Annotated in this window: 17 protein-coding genes; 15 read left to right on the forward strand and 2 right to left on the reverse strand. The window is 74.4% G+C overall.

The annotated features are described in order from the left end of the window. Nucleotides 1–159 precede the first annotated feature (159 nt). The 6 genes from miaA to hflX all read left to right on the forward strand — a co-directional run bounded on the left by miaA (nt 160) and on the right by hflX (nt 8,199). Nucleotides 160–1,098, forward strand: coding sequence for a tRNA (adenosine(37)-N6)-dimethylallyltransferase MiaA (gene miaA, locus ACSNOK_RS03410; RefSeq protein WP_436779027.1), 939 nt, complete (start codon nt 160–162; stop codon nt 1,096–1,098). Between the two features lie 106 nt (nt 1,099–1,204). After that, the gene (locus tag ACSNOK_RS03415) at nt 1,205–1,675 is read left to right on the forward strand and encodes a hypothetical protein (protein ID WP_436779044.1); all 471 of its coding nucleotides are present in this window, start codon (nt 1,205–1,207) and stop codon (nt 1,673–1,675) included. An 80-nt stretch (nt 1,676–1,755) separates the two neighbouring features. Next, nucleotides 1,756–2,640: a diaminopimelate epimerase gene (gene dapF, locus ACSNOK_RS03420; protein WP_436779028.1), complete on the forward strand. Its 885-nt coding sequence runs from the start codon at nt 1,756–1,758 to the stop codon at nt 2,638–2,640. A gap of 190 nt (nt 2,641–2,830) precedes the next feature. Continuing rightward, a complete protein-coding gene (locus tag ACSNOK_RS03425; RefSeq protein ID WP_436779029.1) occupies nt 2,831–4,975 on the forward strand; it encodes a RelA/SpoT family protein in 2,145 nt (714 codons plus the stop codon). A gap of 114 nt (nt 4,976–5,089) precedes the next feature. Then, nucleotides 5,090–6,559 (forward strand): M1 family metallopeptidase, encoded by a 1,470-nt coding sequence (locus tag ACSNOK_RS03430; RefSeq protein WP_436779030.1) that lies wholly within the window; start codon nt 5,090–5,092, stop codon nt 6,557–6,559. Between the two features lie 152 nt (nt 6,560–6,711). Beyond that, on the forward strand, nt 6,712–8,199 hold the full coding sequence (gene hflX, locus ACSNOK_RS03435) for a GTPase HflX (RefSeq protein WP_436779031.1): 1,488 nt from the start codon (nt 6,712–6,714) through the stop codon (nt 8,197–8,199). A gap of 63 nt (nt 8,200–8,262) precedes the next feature. Here hflX and ACSNOK_RS03440 read toward each other — a convergent pair whose 3' ends face one another. Continuing rightward, nucleotides 8,263–9,489, reverse strand: a complete 1,227-nt coding sequence (locus ACSNOK_RS03440; protein WP_436779032.1) for a trypsin-like serine peptidase — start codon at nt 9,487–9,489, stop codon at nt 8,263–8,265. A 253-nt stretch (nt 9,490–9,742) separates the two neighbouring features. Between ACSNOK_RS03440 and ACSNOK_RS03445 the strand changes: the two genes are divergently transcribed. The 3 genes from ACSNOK_RS03445 to ACSNOK_RS03455 all read left to right on the forward strand — a co-directional run bounded on the left by ACSNOK_RS03445 (nt 9,743) and on the right by ACSNOK_RS03455 (nt 15,790). Beyond that, the gene (locus tag ACSNOK_RS03445) at nt 9,743–11,731 is read left to right on the forward strand and encodes an aminotransferase class III-fold pyridoxal phosphate-dependent enzyme (protein ID WP_436779033.1); all 1,989 of its coding nucleotides are present in this window, start codon (nt 9,743–9,745) and stop codon (nt 11,729–11,731) included. Next, nucleotides 11,728–13,683, forward strand: coding sequence for an IucA/IucC family protein (locus tag ACSNOK_RS03450; protein ID WP_436779034.1), 1,956 nt, complete (start codon nt 11,728–11,730; stop codon nt 13,681–13,683). The genes ACSNOK_RS03445 and ACSNOK_RS03450 overlap by 4 nt, the downstream gene beginning before the upstream one ends. Nucleotides 13,684–13,777: 94 nt before the next feature. Next, nucleotides 13,778–15,790 carry an ATP-dependent DNA helicase gene (locus tag ACSNOK_RS03455; RefSeq protein ID WP_436779035.1) on the forward strand — a complete coding sequence of 671 codons (2,013 nt, stop codon included), beginning with the start codon at nt 13,778–13,780 and terminating at the stop codon, nt 15,788–15,790. Nucleotides 15,791–15,972: 182 nt separating this feature from the next. Here ACSNOK_RS03455 and lexA read toward each other — a convergent pair whose 3' ends face one another. Further along, a complete protein-coding gene (lexA, locus tag ACSNOK_RS03460) occupies nt 15,973–16,758 on the reverse strand; it encodes a transcriptional repressor LexA (RefSeq protein ID WP_436779036.1) in 786 nt (261 codons plus the stop codon). Between the two features lie 902 nt (nt 16,759–17,660). Between lexA and nrdR the strand changes: the two genes are divergently transcribed. The 6 genes from nrdR (at nt 17,661) to ACSNOK_RS03490 (ending at nt 24,742) form a co-directional block, all read left to right on the forward strand. Then, nucleotides 17,661–18,215 (forward strand): transcriptional regulator NrdR, encoded by a 555-nt coding sequence (gene nrdR / locus ACSNOK_RS03465; RefSeq protein WP_436779037.1) that lies wholly within the window; start codon nt 17,661–17,663, stop codon nt 18,213–18,215. Between the two features lie 117 nt (nt 18,216–18,332). Then, entirely contained in the window at nt 18,333–21,206 is a 2,874-nt protein-coding gene (locus tag ACSNOK_RS03470) for a vitamin B12-dependent ribonucleotide reductase (protein ID WP_436779038.1), read from the forward strand. Nucleotides 21,207–21,640: 434 nt separating this feature from the next. Then, entirely contained in the window at nt 21,641–22,246 is a 606-nt protein-coding gene (locus ACSNOK_RS03475; RefSeq protein ID WP_436779039.1) for a YdbC family protein, read from the forward strand. Nucleotides 22,247–22,377: 131 nt separating this feature from the next. Beyond that, a complete protein-coding gene (locus tag ACSNOK_RS03480; RefSeq protein WP_436779040.1) occupies nt 22,378–23,037 on the forward strand; it encodes a histidine phosphatase family protein in 660 nt (219 codons plus the stop codon). An 11-nt stretch (nt 23,038–23,048) separates the two neighbouring features. Next, nucleotides 23,049–23,963 carry an ADP-ribosylglycohydrolase family protein gene (locus ACSNOK_RS03485; protein WP_436779041.1) on the forward strand — a complete coding sequence of 305 codons (915 nt, stop codon included), beginning with the start codon at nt 23,049–23,051 and terminating at the stop codon, nt 23,961–23,963. Nucleotides 23,964–24,013: 50 nt separating this feature from the next. After that, the gene (locus ACSNOK_RS03490) at nt 24,014–24,742 is read left to right on the forward strand and encodes a ribonuclease HII (RefSeq protein WP_436779042.1); all 729 of its coding nucleotides are present in this window, start codon (nt 24,014–24,016) and stop codon (nt 24,740–24,742) included. The last annotated feature ends 233 nt before the right edge of the window (nt 24,743–24,975 follow it).

The following is a 24,975-nucleotide window of genomic DNA, read 5'->3' on the forward strand; positions in this document are numbered from 1 at the left end:
GTGAGCGAAATCCCGGGTCGCCCGGAGCGTCCCATTGCGCCGCTCGCGGGCTCCGGCCTGCGAACCGGCGGTCGGAACCTCGCAACAGGCAACGAGGCCGGGGGCGTCGCGTCACGTCGCTCGTTCGAGGGGCGGCCCGGTGTTTGCGAGACTGGTGAGGTGAGAAACGCAGCCCCCGCACCGCAGGTCATCGCCGTCGTAGGCCCCACCGCGGCCGGCAAGTCCGACCTCGGCGTCGCGCTCGCCCGGCACCTCGACGGCGAGGTCGTCAACGCCGACTCCATGCAGCTGTACCGCGGCATGGACATCGGCACCGCCAAGCTGACGGCCGAGGAGCGGCAGGGGATCCCCCACCGGCTGCTCGACATCTGGGACGTCACCGAGGCGGCGAGCGTCGCCGAGTACCAGCGGCTGGCCCGCGCCGAGATCGACCGGCTGCTGGCCGAGGGCCGCACCCCCGTGCTCGTCGGCGGCTCCGGCCTCTACATCAAGGGGGCCATCGACGCCCTGGAGTTCCCGGGCACCGACCCGGCCGTCCGGGCCCGCCTGGAGGACGAACTGGCCGAGCGCGGGCCCGGCGTGCTGCACGCCCGGCTGGCCGCCGCCGACCCGGAGGCGGCCCGCGCCATCCTGCCCGGCAACGGCCGCCGCATCGTCCGCGCCCTGGAGGTCATCGAGATCACGGGGAAACCGTTCACCGCCAACCTGCCCGGCGAGACGGCCGTCTACGACACCGTGCAGATCGGCGTCGACGTCGAGCGGCCCGAGCTCGACGAGCGGATCACCACGCGCGTCGACCGCATGTGGGAGGCCGGCCTCGTCGACGAGGTGCGCGCGCTGGAGCGGGCGGGGCTGCGCGAGGGGCGCACGGCGTCGCGCGCGCTCGGTTACCAGCAGGTGCTCGCCTTCCTCGCCGGCGAGTGCACCGAGCGCGAGGCGCGCGACGAGACCGTACGCGCCACCAAGCGTTTCGCGCGCCGTCAGGACTCCTGGTTCCGCCGCGACTCCCGCGTCCACTGGCTCAGCGGCGCCGCCGACCGGCGCGCGGAACTCCCGGCACTCGCGCTGGCGTTGGTCGAACGGGCGGTCACAGCCTGATCACGTGATGGCATCGGGACGCGCCGCGTGTCATCCGGGTCAGTCGGACCGTGCCATCATCAGTCTTCGATCGAGCCGTGAAGTCCGGTTGGGAGGGCGCGTGGCGATGGAGGCCGGCCCTCGTGACAGACCGCAGCGACCGCTCCCGGCGGTGCCCGGGGACGACGCCGGCGGCCTCTCCCCGGACGGCCCGGACGCCACGGACGGTTCCGTCCCCGAGGGCGGCGACGGCGGGACGGCGGAGTCCTTCCGCGAACTGCGGCCGCCGCGCCGGCTCCGCGTCTGGCAGGTCGCGCCGATCGTCGTGCTCGCCGTCACCGGCTCGCTGATGTTCGCCTTCCCGCTCGCCTTCGAGGTCGGCGACGGCGGTCCGGTCGTCGCCATGCTCGGCCTCCTCATCTGCGGCTGCGCCGCCGGCTGGGGCGTGATGGCCGCCCGCCGCGTCGGCTACACCTGGCCCGGCCTGCCCCCGCGCGGTTCCGGACGCCGTCCGGACTGGCGGTACGTGGCCGCGTACGCGACCGTCGTCGTCCTGGTGACCGTGCTGGCCGTCTGGCGCGTGGCGCGGCTGCGCTGAGCGGCCCCGGGGCCGCCGGCCGGAGACGCCGGGCCGGGACCACCGGAGGGCACCGCCGCCGCCCGCCGTACCATCGACACGTGAGCACCGCGCAGATCCCCTTCCTCAAGGGCCACGGCACCGAGAACGACTTCGTGATCATCCCGGACCACGACGGGCTGACCGACCTCTCCCCGGCCGCCGTCGCGCGGCTGTGCGACCGCCGGGCCGGCATCGGCGCCGACGGCGTCCTGCGGGTCGTCCGGTCGGCCGCGCACCCCGAGGCGCGGGCCATGGCCGCCGAGGCCGAGTGGTTCATGGACTACCGCAACAGCGACGGCAGCGTCGCCGAGATGTGCGGCAACGGCGTCCGCGTCTTCGCCCGCTACCTCCGGCGGGCCGGCCTCGTCGACGCGGGCGACGTGGCCATCGCCACCCGGGCCGGCGTGCGCCACGCGCACATCGCCAAGGACGGCCCCGACGGCGAGCCGGGCCCCGTCACCGTCTCCATGGGCCGGGCGGCCCTCCCCGCCGGCGAGGTCACCGTGACCGTCGGCGACCGCAGCTGGCCCGCGCGCAACGTCAACATGGGCAACCCGCACGCCGTCCTCTTCGTCGAGGACCTCGCCCACGCCGGGAAGCTGTTCGACGCCCCGGCCGTGAGCCCGGCGGACGCCTACCCGGACGGGGTCAACGTCGAGTTCGTCGTCGACCGGGGCCCCCGCCACGTCGCCCTCCGCGTCCACGAGCGCGGCTCCGGCGAGACCCGCTCCTGCGGCACCGGCGCCTGCGCCGTGATGGTCGCGACGGCCCGCCGCGACGGCGCCGACCCGGCCGCCGACGGCCGGCCCGCCACCTACACGGTGGATGTTCCCGGCGGACGGCTGGTCATCTCCGAGCTCCCGGACGGCACGGTCGAGATGACCGGCCCCGCCGTGATCGTGGCCGAGGGACACGTCGACGCCGCCTGGCTGACCGCCTCCTGACGGCCCGGAGCCCCGACGGCAAGCCGTTCCCGGCCGTCTCGTCGGATCTACGGATGAACGCCTCCCTCGAATGGGTGATCCGGTTCACTCTGCGCGAGAGGGGGTGAGCGGTGCGTGATGGGCTCGGTAGCATCAAGCACCGGCCCGGACGGCGTGCGCCGACCGCCGGTCGACGCTGCCGGAGGTGCCCATGAGCGCAGAGGCCACGAACGAACGCCCCAGCCGCCGCAGGCGCGGCCCCCGGATCGATCTGAGACGGCTGGGCCGCGCGGCGCTCGGCGGCTCGGGCGCCCGGGGCCGGCTGCCGGACGCCCTGGAGCACGTGGCCAAGGCCCACCGGGCCCACCACCCCGGGGCCGACCTGGACATCCTGCGCCGCGCCTATCTGTTCGCGGAGTCCTCGCACCGGGGGCAGACGCGCAAGAGCGGCGGCCCGTTCATCACCCACCCGCTGGCCGTCACGCTGATCCTCGCCGAACTCGGCGCGGAGACCACGACGTTGACGGCCTCGCTGCTCCACGACACCGTCGAGGACACCGAGGTGACCCTCGATCAGGTCGGCGAGCTGTTCGGCGCGGAGGTGCGGTTCCTCGTCGACGGCGTCACCAAGCTGGAGAAGGTCGACTACGGGGCCGCCGCCGAGCCCGAGACCTTCCGCAAGATGCTGGTGGCCACCGGCAACGACGTCCGCGTGATGTCCATCAAGCTCGCCGACCGGCTGCACAACATGCGCACCCTCGGCGTGATGCGCCCCGAGAAACAGGCCAGGATCGCCAAGGTGACGCGGGACGTGCTGATCCCGCTCGCCGAGCGGCTGGGCGTCCAGGTCCTCAAGGCCGAGCTGGAGGACCTGGTCTTCGCCATCCTGCACCCCGAGGAGTACGCCGCCACCCGGGAGACCGTCCTCGCCCACGCCGATCGCCCGGACCCGCTGCAGGCCACGGCGGCGCGGGTGCGCGCGGTGCTCCGCGAGGCGGGGGTCGCCGCCGAAGTCCGGGTCCGGCCCCGGCACTTCGTCTCCGTCCACCGGGTGCGGCTCAAGCGCGGCGAGGTGACCGGCTCCGACCTGGGGCGGCTGCTCGTCCTCGTCGCGGAGGACGCCGACTGCTACGCCGTCCTGGGCGAGCTGCACACCTGCTTCACCCCGTACATCTCGGAGTTCAAGGACTTCATCGCCGTCCCCAAGTTCAACCTGTACCAGTCGCTGCACACCGCCATCGCCGGGGAGGCCGGCCAGGTGGCCGAGGTCCTCATCCGCACCCACCGGATGCACCGGGTCGCCGAGGCCGGCGTGATCGCCCTCGGCAACCCCTACGCCGCCGGCGAGGACCCCGACGCGGCGGACGGGGAGCGCGTCGACCCCACCCGTCCCGGCTGGCTCTCCCGCCTCCTGGAGTGGCAGCGGTCCGCCCCCGACCCCGACACCTTCTGGACCTCGCTCCGCGACGAGCTCGCCCAGGACCGCGAGATCACCGTCTTCCGCGCCGACGGCGGCACCATCGGCCTCCCGGCCGGCTCCAGCTGCGTCGACGCCGCGTACGCCCAGTACGGGCAGGGCGGCCACACCTGTATCGGCGCCCGGGTCAACGGCCGGCTGGTCGCCCTCGGGACCGTCCTGCGCGACGGCGACACCCTCCAGTTGCTGATGTCCCCGGACACCGCCTCCGGGCCGTCCCCCGGCTGGCGTGAGCACGCCCGTACGCCCGCCGCCCGGATCGCCATCGGCCGCTGGTTCGCCACCCACCCGGCGCCCGACCCGGCGGCGGACGCCGGCCCCGTCGGCGCGGCTCCCGGGCCGTCCCAGCCCCCGGCCGTCCGGCCCGGCCCCCGCGACCCGGCGCCCGCCGCCCGGGAGCCGGTCGTGGTCGGCTGCGCCGAGGCCGGGCTCGCCGACGCCAGCGTGCGGCTGGCCGGCTGTTGCACCCCCGTGCCGCCGGACGAGGTCACCGGCTTCGCCGTGCGCGGCGGCGCCGTGACCGTGCACCGCGCCGAGTGCCCGGCCGTGGCCCGGATGACCACGGCCGGCCGGCGACGGATCGCCGTGCGCTGGCGCCGGCCCGACGGCTCCGGGCCCGGGGACTTCCGCGTCACCCTGTGCGCCGAGTCGTTCAGCCGCCCGCACCTGCTCGCCGACCTCACCGAGGCCATCGCGGCGGAAGGCGTCGCCGTCATCTCCGCGGCCGTCGAGCCGCCGCACGAGCAGCGCGTCCGCCACACGTACACACTCCAACTGCCGGACGCCGCCCACCTGCCCGAGCTGATGCGTGCCATGCGCCGGGTCCCCGGCGTGTACGACGTGGGGCGCGCCGGCCGGCCCGCCGCCACGCCCCTGTGAGTCCGGGGAGCGCCGTGACCCCAGGGGCGTACGCGCCCCCGAGGCGCCGCCCGTACGGGTGGGACCGCGCGCGCCGCCCCCCGCCGGCCCCGGCGCGCTGATAGCGGTGGACGCATGCCGCACTCTCCCGGGCCACGCCCCCCGCAGCACCGCCGCCGGCTCCGCCGCACCGCCCTCGCCGCCGCCGTGCCGCTGCTGCTGCTGACCGCCGCCGCGCCGCCGCCCGTCCCGCTGGGCATCGGCGACCGGCTCTTCCCCCACCTCGGCAATCCGGGGTACCACGTCACCGAGTACGCCCTCGCCTTCGACTACCGGGGGAACGACAAGCCGCTGGACGCCGTCACCACGATCGAGGCCCGGTCCACCGAGCGGCTGGAGCGGTTCAACCTCGACTTCGCCCGCGGCACCGTGCGGTCGGTCGAGGTGAACGGGGCGAGCGCCGCGTTCACCCCCGTAGAGGAGGACCTCGTCGTCACCCCCGCCCGCCCGGTGCGCCGCCACACCCCCTTCACCATCACCGTCCGCCACACCAGTGACCCCCGGGGCAGCCGCGAGGGCGGCTGGGTCACCACCAAGGACGGCCTCGTCATGGCCAACCAGGCGGACGCCGCGCACCGCGTCTTCCCCGGCAGCGACCACCCCTCAGAGAAGGCGGACTTCACCTTCCGGATCCGCGCCCCCAAGGAGCTCACGGTGGTCGCCAACGGCGTCGCCACCGGCCGCACCACCCGGGGCGCGACCACCACCTGGACGTACCGCACCCGCCACCCCATGGCCACCGAGCTGGCCCAGGTCGCCATCGGCCGCTCGGCCGTCCTTGAGTCCACCGGCCCGCACGGCCTCCCGCTGCGCAGCGTGGTGCCGGCGGGCGAACGGGAGCGGCTGGCGCCCTGGGTCGCCAAGACCCCGGAGCACCTGACCTGGCTGGAGCGGCGGCTCGGCCCCTACCCGTTCGAGAACTACGGCGTGCTCCTCGCCGGGGCGACGACCGGCTTCGAGCTGGAGACCCAGACCCTCTCCCTCTTCGAGAGCGACCTGTTCACCAAGCGGTCCCTCCCGGCCTGGTACCTGGAGTCGGTCATGGTCCACGAGCTGGCCCACCAGTGGTTCGGCGACAGCGTCACCCCCCGCACCTGGGGCGACCTCTGGCTCAACGAGGCGCACGCCACCTGGTACGAGGCCGAGTACGCCGAGCACAAGGGCGGCCGCAAGCTGGTCGACCGGATGCGCCGCGCGTACCAGTACTCCGACCTCATGCGCGTCGACGGCGGCCCGCCGGCCGCCCTGAAGCAGCCCGCCCCCGGCAAGAAGGTCGCCATCTTCCGGCCGGTCGTCTACGACGGCGGCGCCCTGGTGCTCTACGCCCTCCGGCAGGAGATCGGCGCCCACGCCTTCGAGGAGCTGGAGCGCGCCTGGGTCGACCGGTACGCGGACCGGACGGTGACCACCGCCGACTTCGTCGCCCTCGCCTCGAAGGCCGCCCACCGGGACCTCTCCGGCTTCCTGCGCCCCTGGCTGTACGACGCCGCCACCCCGCCCATGCCCGGCCACCCCGACTGGAAGGTCACCCGGAAACCCGCGTGACGGCCCCCACGCGGCATGGGACCATCGTCGGGTCGGCGGGCGCGGCGCGGGTCCCGGGAATCACCGGGGGCCGTCGGGCGTTGTCGACGTGTGGGCCCCCGCCGGGGGCACCACCGTGCGCTTCAGCACGACCCGACGAAGCAAAGGATCACATGACCTCCACTTCTTCCCTTCCCCAGGACCGGCAGAGCCTCCCGGAGAGCCTTCGGGCCGACGCCCTGATGGAAGAGGACGTCGCCTGGAGCCACGAGATCGACGGGGAGCGGGACGGGGACCAGTACGACCGCTCCGAGCGCGCGGCTCTGCGCCGCGTCGCGGGCCTGTCCACCGAGCTGGAGGACGTCACCGAGGTCGAGTACCGGCAGCTGCGCCTGGAGCGCGTGGTGCTGGTCGGCGTCTGGACGTCCGGCACGGTGCGGGACGCCGAGAACTCCCTGGCGGAGCTCGCCGCGCTCGCGGAGACCGCGGGCGCCCTCGTCCTCGACGGCGTGATCCAGCGCCGCGACAAGCCGGACCCGGCCACGTACATCGGCTCCGGCAAGGCCCAGGAGCTGCGGGACATCGTCCTGGAGTCCGGCGCCGACACCGTCGTCTGCGACGGTGAGCTCAGCCCCGGCCAGCTCATCCACCTCGAAGACGTCGTCAAGGTCAAGGTGGTCGACCGGACCGCCCTGATCCTCGACATCTTCGCCCAGCACGCCAAGTCCCGTGAGGGCAAGGCGCAGGTCTCCCTCGCGCAGATGCAGTACATGCTGCCCCGGCTGCGCGGCTGGGGTCAGTCGCTGTCCCGGCAGATGGGTGGCGGTGGCTCCGGTTCCTCGGGCGGCGGTATGGCCACCCGCGGTCCCGGTGAGACCAAGATCGAGACGGACCGGCGGCGGATCCGCGAGAAGATGGCGAAGATGCGCCGGGAGATCGCGGAGATGAAGACCGGGCGCGACATCAAGCGCCAGGAGCGCCGCCGCAACAAGGTGCCCTCGGTCGCCATCGCCGGCTACACCAACGCGGGCAAGTCCTCGCTGCTCAACCGGCTCACCGGCGCCGGCGTCCTGGTGGAGAACGCCCTGTTCGCCACCCTGGACCCGACCGTCCGGCGGGCCGAGACGCCCGGCGGCCGGCTCTACACCCTCGCCGACACCGTCGGCTTCGTCCGCCACCTGCCGCACCACCTCGTCGAGGCGTTCCGCTCCACCATGGAGGAGGTCGGCGACTCCGACCTCATCCTGCACGTGGTGGACGGCTCGCACCCGGCGCCGGAGGAGCAGCTGGCGGCGGTCCGCGAGGTGATCCGCGACGTGGGCGCGCTCGACGTCCCCGAGATCGTCGTGGTCAACAAGGCCGACGCGGCCGACCCGCTCACCCTGCAGCGCCTGCTGCGCGTCGAGCGGAACGCGATCGCGGTCTCCGCCCGCACCGGCGAGGGCATCGACGAGCTGCTCGCCCTCATCGACGAGCGGCTGCCCCGCCCGGCGATCGAGGTCGAGGCGCTGGTGCCGTACACCCAGGGCTCGCTGACCGCGCGGATCCACTCCGAGGGCGAGATCCTCTCCGAGGAGCACACCGCGGAGGGCACCCTGGTCCGGGCCCGGGTGCACGAGGAACTGGCCGCGGAGCTGCGGCCGTTCGTCCAGGCCGCCTGAGCGACGCCATAGGCGAAGGGCCCGCCCCCCTCGGGGGACGGGCCCTTCGCCGTACGCGGTTCGTCAGCGCGTCGCCGCGAACTTCTTGCTGACGGCCTGGTAGATGCCCTTGGCCTCCGGGCCCAGGTGCGGCCCTGCGAGCCAGCGGCTGTCGGACGGGCCGACGGAGGTGTTGGACACCAGCACCGCCTTGCCACCCGGGCCGACGCGGAACCAGCCGCCGCCCGAGGAACCGCCGGTCATCGTGCAGCCGATGCGGTACATCGTCGGCTGCGCGCTGTCCAGGGTGAGCCGCCCCGGCCGGTCGACGCAGTCGTACATCCGCTGGCCGTCGAACGGCGGCGCGGCCGGGTAGCCCCACGCCCCCATCGACGGGATGGACTTCACCCGCGGCGCGTCGAAGTCCACGGCCAGCGCGCTGCCGACGGTCTCCTCCAGCGACTTGCCCGAGCCCTGCTCCGGCTTCACGTGCAGCACGGCGAAATCGTACGGGGCGCCCGCGCCGCCGCTGGACGCGCCCTGGGCGATCCACTGGCTGGAGGTCTGCGCCCAGTCCGCCCACCACACGCCGTACGGCGCGACCTGCCGCGCCGGCGCGGTGTTCACCCGCGAGGCGGGCAGGCCCTGGTTGTTGTAGGACGGCACGAAGGCGATGTTGCGGTACCAGCCGCCCTTCTGGCCCGCGTGCACGCAGTGGCCCGCCGTCCACACCATGTTGGACTTGCCCGGGTGTGCCGGGTCCTTGACGACCGTCGCCGAGCAGACCATGTGGCCCTGGGGGCTGTCGAAGAAGACCTTGCCGACCGGTGCGGCGTTGTGGCTGTACGGCCGCTTCACCTCACGGGCCTTGACCGGGCGCGGCTCCGGGTCGGTGACGCCCTGGTCGCCCTGGGACGAGTCGCCCGGGGGAGTGCCCGGCGCGTCCTTGACGGTCTTGTCACTGGAACGGGCGTCCTTCATCGAGTCGGGCTTCCAGTGCCCCTCGATGATCGGGTTGATGAAGTCCCGGGCCTCCCGCAGCCACCGCTCCTTGTCCCACTTCTTCCAGGCGCCGCCCTTCCACTTGTCCAGGTCCTGGAGGGTCAGCCCCTTGGGCAGCTTGAGCCCCTCCAGGCCCTGCGCGCTCGCGGACGCGGTGGGCTTGTCGCCGCCGCCCGCCTTGGCCTCGTCGTCGGACGGGCCGCAGGCGGTGGTCAGCGCCAGCACGGACGCGACGGCGACCGCGGCCAGAGCGCGCGGCCCCCGCCGGCGTCCCGGCCTGCGGTCGACGGGCGGGCGTTGGGATGACATGGAGTGTTCTCCCCCGTTCGGTGACACGTGTGCGGGTGCGCGCGTCCGCCCGGGGACGGACTTGTCATGCACCGCCCCGGTGACGGGGCAGGGACACCCTACGCCGCCGCCCCGGGGGACGGGCCGGGGCGGCGCGCCGGTTCCGGTGTGGCACGCGCCGCACCTTCTCGGGCGCGGGCCGTGTTCCGGACGGCCCCGCGTCGTTGGTACGTACGGGGGACGTCCGGCGTTCAACAGGAGGAGGACACAGGTCGTGGCCTTGACCCAGCCACCGGCAGTGCTCTCGGCGGGACGGGGCGGCCCGCGCCGGGAGGCCGCGGCCCGCGCGTACGCCTGCCCGCTGCCCGTCGTCCCGGTGCGCGCCCGGGGCCTGACGGTCGAGGCGGCCGACGGCCGCCGCTACCTCGACTGCTTCCCGGGCGGCGGCGCGCTCGTCCTGGGTCACCACCACCCGGTCGTCCGGGAGGCCGTCCGCTCGGCGCTCGCCCGTGGCGTTCCGCCGGCCGAGGTCTTCGCCGACGAGCTGCGGGCCACCCTGCCCGGCCGGCTGGCGGACGGCGCCCGGCTCCGCTTCTGCGCGCCGACCCGGGAGGCGGCGCTCGCGGCGGCGCGGGCGCTGGCCGACGGGCTCGTCGAGATCGTCCCCGGTGAGGAGGGAGCCGACGGATTCCGTGGCGGCGGCCTCACCGTCGTCGGCATGACCGCCGGCCCCGCCGGGGCCTTCGGCGGTGCGGGTTCCCTCGGGGCACGGGACGTCGCCGCGGCCCGGGCGCTCGCCGGACGTCCGGGGGCCGCGCCTGTCGGGAGCGGCGGGGACGAGCCTCCGGCCGGCGGCGCCGCCGTCGCGCGGGCGCTCCCCGGCAGCTCACCCGGCCGGGACGGAGAGGACCGCCCGACCCGCGCCGCCGCCGCACCTCGGGTGCCGTCCGGCGGTTCCGTGGGCCCTGCCCGGGCCGTGCCCGGCGAAGCAGGAGGAGGCGGCCGTACCCTCCTCGTCGCCGACGAGACGCGCACCGGCCTCGGGCGGACGGGCGCCTTCTGGGGTGTGGAGCACACCGGCCGCGTCCCCGACGCCATGATCCTGGCCGGCGCGATCGGCGGCGGACTGCCGCTCGCCGTCCTCGTCCACGGCGACGACGTGCCCGCCGCCCTCCCGGCGGAGGACGCCCACGGCAACCGGCCGGCCCTGGCGGCCGGCGCGGCCACGCTGCGGTACGTCCGGGAGAACGGCCTGGCCCCACGGGCCGCGGCCCTGGGCGCGCGGATGCTGCTCCGGCTCCGCCGGGCCGTCGCGGACCACGCCGCGGTCACCGGCGCCCACGGCCGCGGCCTGCTGCTGGACGTCACCTGTGCCGACGCCGCCGCGGCCGAGGCGGTCCGCCGCGCCTGCCTCCGCCGCGGCCTGCTCGTCGGAACGGACGGCGACGATCCGCGCCTGCTGCGCCTCCTGCCGCCCCTCACCATCACCGACGAGCAGGCGGAAGCCGTGCTCGACCGCTTCACCGACGCGGTCGGCGCGGTAGGCGGGGGATCCCGGGCGGGCGGCCCGGTGGCGGTGCCGGCCGTACGGCCGATGTCCCCGACGGCTGCAACCCCATCCGGTCCGGCTGATCGAGGGCTCGCTGCGGGAACCGCGCCAGGACGAGTGGTCTCCGGAGGACGCCGGGCGGACACCACGACACGCGGGACCGTCGGTGAAACCCCCACCGGAGCGGCGCCCCCCGGAGCACCGGGCGCCATCGGCCCGGCCCCGGCCGCCCCTACGGGCTCGGCCACGCCCACAGGCTTGGGCTCCGCCACCGGCTCGGCTTCGGCCTGGGCCTCGGGTACGGCCTCGGTCTCCGGCTGCGTCTCGATCGCGGTCACCGACCCCGCCTCGGCTTCCGGCCGCGCTCGGGCCGCGGCCTCCGGCCCGACCTCGACCGCCGGTTCCGTCGCAGCGTCGGCCCCCGGCCCGGCGGCCACCGTCGAACCCGTCCCGGCCGCTTCCCCCGGCCCATCCTCGACCGCAGCCGCAGCCGCAGCCGCAGCCGCAGCCGCAGCCGCAGCCGCAGCCGCAGCCGCAGACCCGGCCTCGACCCCGGCCGTCGGCCCGGCCTCGGTTCCCGCCGCACCGGCATCCGGCGGCACTTCGGCGAAGTCTTCGGGCATTCACCGCCCCACGATCCCACGGCACCCCGTCAGCCCGCGGAAGGAGGCAGGCGAGGCCCCGCCCGACGGCTCGGCCCGCCGCACCGTATGAACGCACGCCCCGCCACGTCGGTGACTCCGGTAGCTCGCGCATTCCAGGCGCCATCGCAGACGCCTGGCGCACCGGGCATCCCCCGTCCCGCGCCGCGGAACGGTGAGCGGGCGACCGGCGTCCCGGCAGACCCATGTGCCTCCGCCGAGTCCTCCGACCGCCTCGACTGCCCGGAGCACCCCGACCCCCTCGACCACCCCGATCCCGCGACGGCGGCCGACAACGCGGCCGTCGACGGCCTCCTGCGCTGCTGGGTACGCGAGCACGACGTCGACCGCCCGCCCGGCGGCTGCCTGCAACTCCCGCTCGCCACCGACGGAAACGTCCTGCACGTCCCCGTCCGCTACTGGTCGCCCACCGGGCGGCACCGCTTCGGGGCCCCGACGCTCCTGCGCGCCCCGGACGACGCCCCCGCCCTCGACGCCGTCACCCTGGCCGCCCTCCTCGGCCGCGAGGCCGTCTACGCCAGGGGCGGGGGGAGCGTCGCCGCGCTGGCCGGCCGGGTCGCCGACTCCGTACGCCGGGCGGCCGTGTTCGTCGAGGAGCGCCGGGCCCGCCCGGCCGACCCCGCCACCGACGCCTTCTTCCTCCACGGCGAGCAGGCGTCGTTCCAAGGGCACCCCTGGCACCCCGCGCCCCACAGCCGAGAGGGCTTCACCGCCGCCGAGTCCCCGCGCCACGCGCCCGAGTGCCGGGGCGGCTTCCCGCTGCACTGGCTGGCCGTCCACCGGTCCGTCCTGGCCGCCGACTCGGCCTGGACCGAACGCGGCCGGCCCGTCGAGGCGGCGACGCTCGCCGCGCGGCTCCTGCCCGCGGAGCACGGGCCGCACCTCCCGCCCGACACCGTGCCGCTGCCCCTCCACCCGTGGCAGGCCCGCGACGTCCGCTGCCGCCCCGCCGTCGCCGAGCTCCTCGACGCCGGACTCCTCCACGACCTGGGGCCGCACGGGGCGCCCTGGTACCCGACCTCGTCCGTCCGCACGGTGCACCGCCCGGACGCCCCCGTGATGATCAAGCTCTCGCTCGGGGTGCGCCTGGCCGGCCGCACGCGGGAGCTCGGCCGGGCGGAACTGCGCCGCGGCGTCGCCCTGCACCGGCTGCTGCGCGGCGGCCTCGCCGAGCGCTGGCGCGCGGCCTGCCCCGGCGGCCTGGGCTTCGACGTGGTCCGCGACCCGGCCTGGCTCGCCGTCGACACCCCGGAAGGCGCCCCGGCGCCCGGCCTCGCGGCGGTCCTCCGCCACAACCCCTTCGGCCCGGGCGACGACGCCGTCTGCCTCGCCGGGCTGACCTCGCTCCGCCCTTGGCCGGGCCGGACGGCACCGGCCGGGCACCCGGCCGTGTCCTCCCGCCTCGCCGAGACCGTCCAGCGGCTCGCCCTGCGCACCGGCCGCCCGGCCGCGATGATCGCCGTCGAATGGTTCCTGCGCTATCTCGGGGCGGTCGTCCGCCCGCTCCTCTGGCTCGACGGCGAGGCGGGCGTCGTCCCGGCCGCGCACCAGCAGAACACCCTCGTCCTGCTGGACCGGGACGGCTGGCCGGTCGGCGGCCGGTACCGCGGCGGCCAGCGGGCCGCGTTCCGGGAGTCCGCGCGCGAGGCGCTCACCGCCCGGCTGCCCGCGCTCGCCGTCCCGGAGGAAGAGGACGCCTTCCTGCCGGACGGAACGGCCGACGAGCGGTTCGCCCACGACCTCGGCTGTGACAACCTCCTCGGCCTGATCGGCGCCTTCGGCTCCCAGCGGCTCGCCGACGAACGGATCCTGCTCGCGGCCCTGCGCCGGTTCCTCGCCCGCGCCGCCACCGGGCCGGACGCGACGCGCTCGTCCCTGCCGCGCCGCCTGCTGGACGCGCCCACCCTGCGCTGCCCGGCCCACCTGCTGGGCGAGCTGGCCGGGGACGGCGCCGGGCCGCCGTACGTCACGATCGCCAACCCCCTTGCCCGGCCCGGGCGATGAGACGGGCGGGCGCGGTGGCGCCGGGTGGCGGAGCGGGGCGCTTGTCGCGGACGGGGCCCGCGATGTCGGTGCCGCCCCGTAGGCTGGTGAGGCTATGACTGCCACCCCCGCGCCCTCCGCGTCCCCCGCCCCGTCCGGGTCCCGGCCCGACCTCACCGCCCTGCTGCACGCGGCCGTCACCGCGGTCGGCGGCACCGAGCGCCCCGGCCAGGTCACCATGGCCGAGGCGGTCGCCGAGGCCATCGACGGCACCTCGCACCTGCTGGTCCAGGCGGGCACGGGCACCGGAAAGTCCCTCGGCTACCTCGTGCCCGCCCTGGCGCACGGGGAGCGGGTGGTGGTCGCCACCGCGACCCTCGCGCTCCAGCGCCAGCTCGTCGAGCGCGATCTGCCGCGGACCGTCGAGGCGCTGCACCCGCTGCTGCGCAGGCGCCCCCAGTTCGCCATGCTCAAGGGCCGGTCCAACTACCTCTGTCTGCACCGGCTGCACGAGGGCGTGCCGCAGGAGGAGGAAGACGGCCTCTTCGACCCGTTCGAGGCGGCGGCCCCGACCAGCAAGCTCGGCAAGGACCTGCTCCGCCTGCGCGACTGGTCGGACGAGACGGAGACCGGCGACCGGGACGACCTCACCCCCGGCGTCTCGGACCGCGCGTGGTCCCAGGTCTCGGTCACCTCGCGGGAGTGCCTGTCCGCCTCCAAGTGCGCCTACGGCGCGGAGTGCTTCGCCGAGGCGGCCCGGGAGCGGGCCAAGCTCGCCGATGTCGTCGTCACCAACCACGCCCTGCTGGCCATCGACGCCATCGAGGGCGCCCCGGTGCTGCCTCAGCACGAGGTGCTGATCGTCGACGAGGCCCACGAGCTGGTCTCCCGCGTCACCGGTGTGGCCACCGGCGAGCTCACTCCGGGGCGCGTCAACCAGGCCGTCCGGCGCGCCGCCAAGCTGGTGGACGAGAAGGTGGCCGACGCCCTCCAGACGGCGGCCGAGAGCTTCGAGCGGCTGATGGAGCTGGCCCTGCCCGGGCGGCTGGAGGAGATCCCCGAGGACCTCGGCTACGTCCTGGTGTCGCTGCGGGACGCGGCGCGGACGGTCGTCTCGGCGCTCGGCACGACGCGCGACAAGTCCGTCCAGGACGAGGACGCCGTCCGCAAGCAGGCCCTCGCGGCCGTGGAGAACGTGCATGCCGTCGCGGAGCGCATCGTGGCCGGCTCCGAATACGACGTGGTCTGGTACGAGCGGCACGACCGATACGGCGCGTCCCTCCGGGTGGCCCCGCTCTCGGTCTCCGGGCTGCTGAGGGAGAAGCTCTTCAACGAGCGGTCCGTGGTCCTCACCTCCGCCACCCTCAAGCTCGGCGGCGACTTCAACGGGGTGGGCGCCTCGCTCGGCCTCGCCCCCGAGGGCGTGACCGGCGAGGACCTGCCGGAGTGGAAGGGCGTCGACGTCGGCTCGCCGTTCGACTACCCCAAGCAGGGCATCCTCTACGTCGCCCGGCACCTGTCCCAGCCGGGCCGGGAGGGCGGCCGGGCCGACATGCTGGACGAGCTGACCGAGCTCATCCAGGCGGCGGGCGGACGGACGCTCGGCCTCTTCTCGTCGATGCGCGCCGCGCAGGCCGCGGCCGAGGCGCTGCGCGGTCGGCTCGACACGCCCATCCTGCTCCAGGGCGAGGACACCCTGGGCGAGCTGATCAAGAACTTCTCCGCCGACCCGGAGACGTGCCTCTTCGGCACGCTCTCGCTCTGGCAGGGCGTCGACGTGCCGGGGCCGAGCTGCCAGCTCGTCGTGATGGACCGGGTGCCCTTCCCGCGCCCGGACGATCCGCTGATGAGCGCCCGGCAGCGGGCGGTGGAGCAGGCGGGCGGCAACGGCTTCATGTCCGTCGCCGCGACGCACGCGGCCCTGCTCATGGCGCAGGGCGCGGGGCGGCTGGTCCGGGCCACGGGCGACCGGGGTGTGGTGGCGGTGCTCGACCCGCGGCTGGAGACGGCGCGCTATGGGTCCTTCCTGCGCGCTTCCCTGCCGGATTTCTGGTACACGACCGACCGCAATCAGGTCCGCCGCTCACTGGCGGCCATCGACGCGGCGGCGAAGGCGGAGAATCGCTGATCCGGGTATTTCCGGTCGCAATGCGGGGGGCGGGGGAATTCGAGGGCGACCCGTTCCTCCGCTGCCCTCTCCGTTCCTCCCGCTCGCCCCTCGGCCCGCGCGAAAAGGGTGAGGCGGCCGGCCGCGGGCAGCGGCGAGCCCCGGAACCGGCGCAGTGATTCCGGGGCCCGGTTTCGGTCCGCTCAGACCCGCCGCAGTACGGCCACGACCTTGCCCAGGATCGTGGCCTCGTCGCCGGGGATGGGCTGGTACGCGGAGTTGTGCGGCAGCAGCCAGACGTGGCCGTCCTCGCGGCGGAAGCGCTTGACCGTCGCCTCCCCGTCGAGCATCGCGGCCACGATGTCACCGTTCTCGGCGACCGGCTGGCGGCGGACGGTCACCCAGTCCCCGTCGCAGATGGCGGCCTCGATCATGGAGTCGCCGACCACCTTGAGCACGAACAGCTCGCCGTCGCCCACCAGCTGCCGGGGGAGGGGGAAGACGTCCTCGACCGACTCCTCCGCGAGGATCGGGCCGCCCGCGGCGATCCGGCCGACGAGCGGCACGTAGGACGCGGCGGGTTTGCCGGTGGTGTCCGTCGGCTGGGAGCTGGGCTGGTCGGAGCCGCGCACCTCGTAGGCGCGGGGGCGGTGCGGATCCCGGCGCAGGAAGCCCTTGCGCTCCAGGGCCATCAGCTGGTGCGCGACCGAGGAGGTGCTGGAGAGCCCGACCGCCTGGCCGATCTCCCGCATGGACGGTGGGTAGCCACGCCGCTGCACCGAGTCCCGGATGACCTCGATGACGCGCCGCTGCCGGTCCGTGAGGCCGGAGCTGTCCGCGCGGATTCCGGGCGGCCGCCCGGGAAGCGAGCGGGCGGGCTTCTGGCCCTCGCTGTTCATGCCGGTGTCGTTCATCGGGTGTGCCTGGTCGAGTCGGTTCTGGGAGCGGTCCTGGGCGGTGATGGTGGCGCTGTTTGCGGTGGTGGTCACGTCGGCCCCTCTCGAAATGTTCTCCCTGGCTGGACAACGGTAGTTGCTTTCGAAAGGTTGCGCCAAACACACGTTCGAGTGAAATATCGACGATTCGCTGACTTGATCAGGCGTGAGGGTGTACGAGCCAAGATCAATTCAGCTCGCGACCGGCTCCGGCCTCTTCGTCCGCCCCCTTTGAAGAGGACTTCCACCGGCGCGTTTCCGGGAAATTCCGGGGGCGTCCGTCCTCGGCTCCCGTACCCCCGCCTTCCCTGGTGCGGGGAATTCCGAATTCACGGTTCCGGCGGCCCGGTCCGTTCCGGTGGGAGCGCGCGGGCGATTCCCCGCCGTGCGGCGGGCGCGTTCCGGGAGAGGTGTGTCCCGGGGTGTACCCGTCGTGTGGTGCGTCGCGGTCGCATCAGTGTGGCATCCACCCGCGCGTCGGCGCCCCCGAGGGTCCCCCGCCGCCCCGCTCGCGTACCCTCGACGTCGACCCCGTCGCTCCCGCCGCCCCTCGGTCGCGTCCGGTTCCGCGATCACCGAAGCGGACCGCGCGGACGGCCGTCCACGGGTCCCGCGACGGGCCGCGCGCCCCGCCCGGCGGCCGGGCGCTCCCCGGCCTTCCGAAGGCCGTCCGACGCCTCTCCCGAGGCCCTTTTCCGGCCCTCCCCGTCGGCCGCGCCCCGCGACACGCGCTGGGCCCGCTTGGCGACCGGACACCAGATCTAGTGGTTTGATGGCGGCAGCCGCCCACAAGTTGTGGTCGGTGGCCGATCCCGGTCATCCCCACCCATGGCCATCGCCTATGCTTGGGGCTGCTTCGCGGGGGCCCTGTGGTCAGGGCCGGCCGGAGCCGTGGATCGTGCACGTCCCCCGGGCTTCCCGGGGATCTCGTCGAGGGTGAAGGAAGGTGGAGAGCCATGCACTGCCCCTTCTGCAGGCACCCCGACAGCAGGGTCGTCGACAGCCGGACCACGGACGACGGCTGCTCGATCCGCAGGCGCCGCCAGTGCCCCGACTGCTCCCGCAGGTTCACGACGGTCGAGACCGCGTCCCTGATGGTGATCAAGCGGAGCGGCGTGACCGAGCCGTTCAGCCGCACCAAGGTGATCTCCGGTGTGCGGAAGGCGTGCCAGGGCCGTCCCGTCACCGAGGACGCCCTGGCCAAGCTCGGCCAGCGGGTCGAGGAGGCCGTGCGCGCCACCGGCAGCGCCGAGCTCACCACGCACGACGTCGGCCTCGCCATACTCGGCCCGCTCAAGGACCTCGACCTCGTGGCCTATCTGCGGTTCGCGTCCGTGTACCAGGCGTTCGACTCGCTCGACGACTTCGAGGCGGCCATCGCCGAACTGCGCGGCAGCGCGCCCGCTGCCCCCGGAGGCGCCGGCCAGGAGGGCCGGGACGGCCCCGCGAAGGACGCCGGCGGTCGCGGCGGGGACCTCGGCGTCCCCGCGCCCGCCACGGCCGCCGACTGAGCGGCCCCATACGAGACCTGCCCGGTGCGCCCCCTGTGCACCCGGGCGAACGACACACATCGCGCCATGGAAGAAATGTGCGCTCAAGGGCGTTTTCGCCCGGTAGAGGGAGGCGGCATGACAGAGACGACGAGCGGCCCGGCACGAGGTTCCCGCTCCAAGGGGAACAAGGGCGCCAAGGGTCTGCGCATCGAACGCATCCACACCACCCCCGGCACGCACCCGTACGACGAGGTGGTCTGGGAGCGTCGTGACGTCGTCATGACCAACTGGCGCGACGGCTCCATCAACTTCGAGCAGCGCGGCGTCGAGTTCCCCGACTTCTGGTCGGTGAACGCGGTCAACATCGTCACGAGCAAGTACTTCCGCGGCGCGGTCGGCTCCCCCGAGCGCGAGGCCAGCCTCAAGCAGCTGATCGACCGCGTGGTGCTCACCTACCGCAAGGCCGGTGAGGAGCACGGGTACTTCGCGTCCCCGGCGGACGCCGAGATCTTCGAGCACGAGCTGACCTACGCCCTGCTCCACCAGGTCTTCAGCTTCAACTCGCCGGTCTGGTTCAACGTCGGCACCGCCCAGCCGCAGCAGGTCTCCGCCTGCTTCATCCTCTCCGTCGACGACTCCATGGAGTCGATCCTCGACTGGTACAAGGAAGAGGGGATGATCTTCAAGGGCGGCTCGGGCGCCGGCCTGAACCTCTCCCGCATCCGCTCCTCCAAGGAGCTCCTCTCCTCCGGCGGCAACGCCTCCGGCCCGGTGTCGTTCATGCGCGGCGCCGACGCCTCCGCCGGCACCATCAAGTCCGGTGGCGCCACCCGCCGCGCGGCCAAGATGGTCGTCCTCGACGTCGACCACCCGGACGTCGAGGCCTTCATCGAGACCAAGGTGAAGGAGGAGGAGAAGGTCCGCGCCCTGCGCGACGCCGGGTTCGACATGGACCTGGGCGGCGACGACATCACCTCCGTCCAGTACCAGAACGCCAACAACTCCGTCCGCGTCAACGACGAGTTCATGAAGGCCGTCGAGACCGCGTCGAAGTTCGGCCTGCGCTCCCGCCTCACCGGCGAGGTCATCGAGGAGGTCGACGCCAAGGCGCTGTTCCGCAAGATGGCCGAGGCCGCCTGGGCCTGCGCCGACCCCGGCATCCAGTACGACGACACCATCAACCACTGGCACACCTCGCCGGAGTCGGGCCGCATCACCGCGTCCAACCCGTGCAGCGAGTACATGCACCTGGACAACTCCTCGTGCAACCTCGCCTCCCTCAACCTGATGAAGTTCCTCCGCGACGACGACCAGGGCAACCAGTCGTTCGACGCCGAGCGCTTCGCCAAGGTCGTCGAGCTGGTCATCACGGCGATGGACATCTCCATCTGCTTCGCCGACTTCCCGACCGAGAAGATCGGCGAGACCACCCGCGCCTTCCGCCAGCTGGGCATCGGCTACGCCAACCTCGGCGCCCTGCTGATGGCCACCGGCCACGCCTACGACAGCGACGGCGGCCGCGCCCTGGCCGGCGCCATCACCTCGCTGATGACCGGCACCTCCTACCGCCGCTCCGCCGAGCTGGCCGCGATCGTCGGCCCGTACGACGGTTACGCCCGCAACGCCGACGCCCACCAGCGCGTCATGAAGCAGCACGCGGACGCCAACACCGCCGCCAAGCGGATGGACGACCTGGACACCCCGGTCTGGGCCGCGGCCACCGAGGCCTGGCAGGACGTGATCCGCCTCGGCGAGAAGAACGGCTTCCGCAACGCCCAGGCGTCCGTGCTGGCCCCCACCGGCACCATCGGCCTGATGATGGACTGCGACACCACGGGCGTCGAGCCGGACCTGGCCCTGGTCAAGTTCAAGAAGCTCGTCGGCGGCGGCTCGATGCAGATCGTGAACAACACGGTCCCCAAGGCCCTCAAGCGCCTGGGCTACCAGCCCGAGCAGGTCGAGGCGATCGTCGCCCACATCGCCGAGCACGGCAACGTGATCGACGCCCCGGGCCTGAAGACCGAGCACTACGAGGTCTTCGACTGCGCCATGGGCGAGCGCGCGATCTCCGCCATGGGCCACGTGCGCATGATGGCCGCCGCGCAGCCGTTCCTCTCCGGCGCGATCTCCAAGACCGTCAACCTGCCCGAGTCGGCCACCGTCGAGGAGGTCGAGGAGGTCTACTTCGAGGGCTGGAAGATGGGCCTGAAGGCCCTCGCGATCTACCGCGACAACTGCAAGGTCGGCCAGCCGCTCTCCGCCAAGAAGAAGGAGGAGGCCAAGGCCGAGGAGCCCGCCGCCCCCGCCGCCGCGGAGAAGGTCGTCGAGTACCGCCCGGTCCGCAAGCGGCTCCCGAAGGGCCGCCCGGGGATCACCACCTCCTTCACGGTGGGCGGCGCCGAGGGCTACATGACGGCCAACTCCTACCCGGACGACGGCCTGGGCGAGGTCTTCCTCAAGATGTCCAAGCAGGGCTCGACCCTCGCGGGCATGATGGACGCCTTCTCCATCGCCGTCTCCGTCGGCCTTCAGTACGGTGTGCCGCTGGAGACCTACGTCTCGAAGTTCACCAACATGCGCTTCGAGCCGGCCGGTATGACGGACGACCCGGACGTGCGGATGGCGCAGTCGATCGTCGACTACATCTTCCGCCGCCTGGCGCTGGACTTCCTGCCGTTCGAGACCCGCTCGGCGCTCGGCATCCACTCGGCCGAGGAGCGTCAGCGCCACCTCGACACCGGCTCCTACGAGCCGGCCGACGAGGACATGGACGTCGAGGGCCTCGCCCAGTCCGCCCCGCGCCACGTGGAGGCCCCGAAGCCGGAGGCCGCCCCCGCCGCGGCCGCCGTCCCGGCGCCGAAGCAGCCGCACAACTCCACCGAACTGATGGAGATGCAGCTGGGCCTGAACGCGGACGCGCCGCTGTGCTTCTCCTGCGGCACCAAGATGCGCCGCGCGGGCAGCTGCTACCTCTGCGAGGGCTGCGGCTCGACCAGCGGCTGCAGCTGACCTCACCGGGCCGCCGGTGAGAGCCGGCGGTCAGCCTGACGAAGGGGACCGGCCACAGGCCGGCCCCCTTCGCCGTATGCCCGGGTGCCGCCCCCGCCCCGCGCGTCCGGGCGGTGGCGCGCGCTCCTCCGTCGCGCGGGGCGCGTTTCCGTCCGCCGGGGGAGACGGCCTCCCGTCATCGGCGCATTCGTGCCGCCCGCGCGTCTACGAGGCGGGGTGCGACGGGCGGATGCGGAGGCGCGGGGGACGACGGCCGGGCCGGGGGAACGCTCCGGTGGCGCCTCCGGTGAACGGCGAGCCGGGGGACCGGAGTTGACCCCGGGGCCGGAGGCGGCCGGTGAGGTGCGGCCGGACGCCGGTGTGCCGCGCGGACCGCTCCGAGGCGCCTGGTCGCGGCGTGATGCGAGCCACTTCCGGCGCCGTACGATGGCGGCGTGCTGATCAAGTGGATTCGCTGCGTCGTGGTGGACCGCCGGGGTTTCGACCGGGCGCAGCGGAAGTGGGCGGGGCTGCTGGGGGAGCCGGGTTTCCTGAGTCAGGGGGGCGGGTGGAGCCGGGGCCGCCCCGATGTGGTGCACCTCTTCGGCTTCTGGGAGAGCAGGGCGTTCTACGACGCGTTCATGGCGCGATCGCACGACAGGCTGGCGGCGGCCCAGGCGGGCACGTACAAGGACGTCCGGGTGCGGCTGTTCGAGTACTCCCTGGACGTGAAGGTGGGCTTCCGCCCGGAGTTCACCGACGCGGACGTGGTGCGGATCGCGCACTGCCGCGTCAGGGAGGAGCGGGAGGAGCACTTCCGCGCCATGCAGGAGAAGGTGTGGAACCCGGCGATGGCGGGCTCGCCCGGGATGCTGCGCGGCATGCTCGGTGCCGCCCCCGGCCCGGAGTTCCTGGTCCTCTCGATGTGGAACTCCGAGGGCGAGCACGGCAAGTACCGCGCGGAGCGCGTGGAGCGGCTGGCGTCGCGCGCCGGGATGGAGGCGGACGTGGAGTCCGTGGACGGGGATGTGGTCGGGGTGGAGCCTTCCTGGACCGTGTGAGGGGTGTGGCGGCGGGCCGGGGGAGACCGTGGACGGGCGGTGCCGGCGCCGGAGACGGGCCGACCGGGTCACCGGAGCGCCCCGGGTGCGGCGGGCGTCCGTCACCGGTGGTCCCGCATTAGGGTGGCGTCATGGCACGGCCCCGGCGCATCGTCCTCCTCCGGCACGGCGAGTCGGAGGGCAACATCGACGACACCGTCTACGAACGCGAACCCGACCACGCCCTCGCCCTGACGGCCCTCGGCCGCCGGCAGGCCGAGGAGGCCGGGGCCCGGCTGCGGGAGGTCTTCGGGGACGAACCCGTCTCCGCCTACGTCTCCCCCTACCGGCGGGCCCACCAGACCTTCCACGCGCTGGGCCTCGACCCCGCCCGGGTCCGCGTCCGCGAGGAGCCCCGGCTGCGCGAGCAGGACTGGGGGAACTGGCAGGACCGCGAGGACGTCCGCCGGCAGAAGGCGTACCGCGACGCCTACGGGCACTTCTTCTACCGCTTCGCCCAGGGCGAGTCCGGAGCCGACGTCTACGACCGGGTGGGCAGCTTCCTGGAGAGCCTCTGGCGCAGCTTCGACGACCCCGGGCACCCGCCGAACGTCCTGCTGGTCACCCACGGGCTGACCATGCGGCTGTTCTGCATGCGGTGGCTGCACTGGACCGTCGCGGAGTTCGAGAGCCTGTCGAACCCGGGCAACGGGGAGAGCAGGATGCTCCTCCTGGGCGCCGACGGGCGGTACCACCTGGACCGGCCGTTCGAGCGCTGGTGTACCCCTGAATCGTACGGCTTCACCGATTAGAGTTCGCTGCGATGACCGCTGACCGAATCCACCGGGCCCTCGCCAGCCTGCGCGGGCTGGCCGTGGGCGACGCCCTCGGCTCCCAGTTCTTCGTCCCCGCCCACTACCCCGCCCTCAAGCGCCGCGAACTGCCGCCCGCCCCCTGGCAGTGGACCGACGACACGGAGATGGCCTGCTCCGTCGTGGCGGTGCTCGCCGCCCACGGCCGCGTCGACCAGGACGCCCTGGCCCGGTCCTTCGCCGACCACCACGACTTCGACCGGGGCTACGGCCCGGCCGTCAACCGGATGCTCCGGCTGATCAGGGAGGGCGGCGACTGGCGCGAGCTCGCCGCGTCGCTGTTCAACGGGCAGGGCTCCTGGGGCAACGGCGCGGCCATGCGCATCGCCCCGCTCGGCGCCTGGTACGCGGGCGACCCCGAGCAGGCCACGCACCAGGCGGAGATCTCCGCCTACACCACGCACCAGCACCGCGAGGCGGTGGCGGGCGCCATGGCCGTCGCCGCCGCCGCGGCCGTCGCGGCGGAGGCCGACGGCACGCCCGTCACCGGCGAGTGGCTGCTGGACGAGGTGATCGCCCTCGTCCCGCGCAGCGCCGTGCAGGCCGGGCTGCGGCGGGCCCGCGACATGCTCGACTACGACGACGCCACCACCGTCGCCGCCGTGCTCGGCTGCGGCCGCCGGACCAGCGCGCACGACACCGTGCCCTTCGCCCTGTGGTCCGCCGCGCGCCATCTCGGCGACTACACGACCGGTTTCTGGACGACGGCGGCGGTCGGCGGGGACGTCGACACCACCTGCGCCATCGTCGGCGGGGTGATCGCCGCGTCCGGCCGCGGCAGGCCCCCGGCCGCCTGGCTGGAGGCCACCGAGGCCCTCCCCGGCTGGGTGCCGGCCGCGCCGGAGGGGCCCGCGAAGGAGGAGTGAGGGGGCCGGGGCGGCACGGGCGGCCTCCGGGGCGTACCCTTGCTGGCGCCATGCCCTACGAACCGCCTACCCACAGCGTCGAGCGCTCCCTCCGGGCGACGACCGGAGCCAGGATCGTCGCCGGCGTCGACGAGGTCGGCCGGGGCGCCTGGGCCGGCCCGGTCACCATCTGCGCGGCCGTCACCGGCCTCCGCCGCCCGCCGGAGGGGCTCACCGACTCCAAGCTGCTGACCCCGAAGCGCCGCCGGGCGCTCGCCGGACAGCTGGAGTCGTGGGTCACCGCCTACGCCCTCGGCCACGCCTCCCCGGAGGAGATCGACGAGCTGGGGATGACGGCGGCGCTCCGGCTGGCGGCCGGGCGGGCCCTCGACGGCCTCCCGGTGCGGCCCGACGCCGTCATCCTCGACGGCAAACACGACTACCTCGGCGAGCCGTGGCACGTCCGCACGGTCGTCAAGGGAGACCAGTCCTGTGTGGCCGTCGCGGCCGCGTCCGTGATCGCCAAGGTGCGGCGGGACGCGCTGATGGCGGAACTGGACGCCGACCACGCGGAGTTCGGGTTCTCCGGCAACGCGGGGTACCCCTCGCCCGTCCACCGGGACGCCCTGGAGCGGCTGGGACCCACGCCGCACCACCGGCTGTCCTGGGCCTATCTGGACGCGCTGCCCCGGTGGCAGCATCTGAAGCGACCGCGTCTCGCGGCCGGGGGGCCGGAAGGCCCCGCGGACCGCGGAGCGGCCGCCCTGGAAGCCGGCGGTCAGCTCGGGTTCGACTTCTGACCGCGGAAGTGCCACCCGCCGATGCGACTCGCACCGGCGTTTGATAGACATCCACCCATGCCTCTCATCCCCGAGGAGCCTCAGATTCACGAGAGTGTCCCGGGTCCCCGCGCAGTCCCGGCCGCCGGCCGTACCGCGTCGACCCCCCGCCCCGTTCCCGGCCCCCGCCCGGCCCCCCGGCCCGGCCCCCGCGCCGCCCGCCCGGTGCCCGCGCCCCCCGGGCCGCGCACCCC

The sequence above is a fragment of the Streptomyces sp. URMC 126 genome, from assembly GCF_051386555.1.
In the GTDB taxonomy this organism is placed as follows: Bacteria; Actinomycetota; Actinomycetes; order Streptomycetales; family Streptomycetaceae; genus Streptomyces.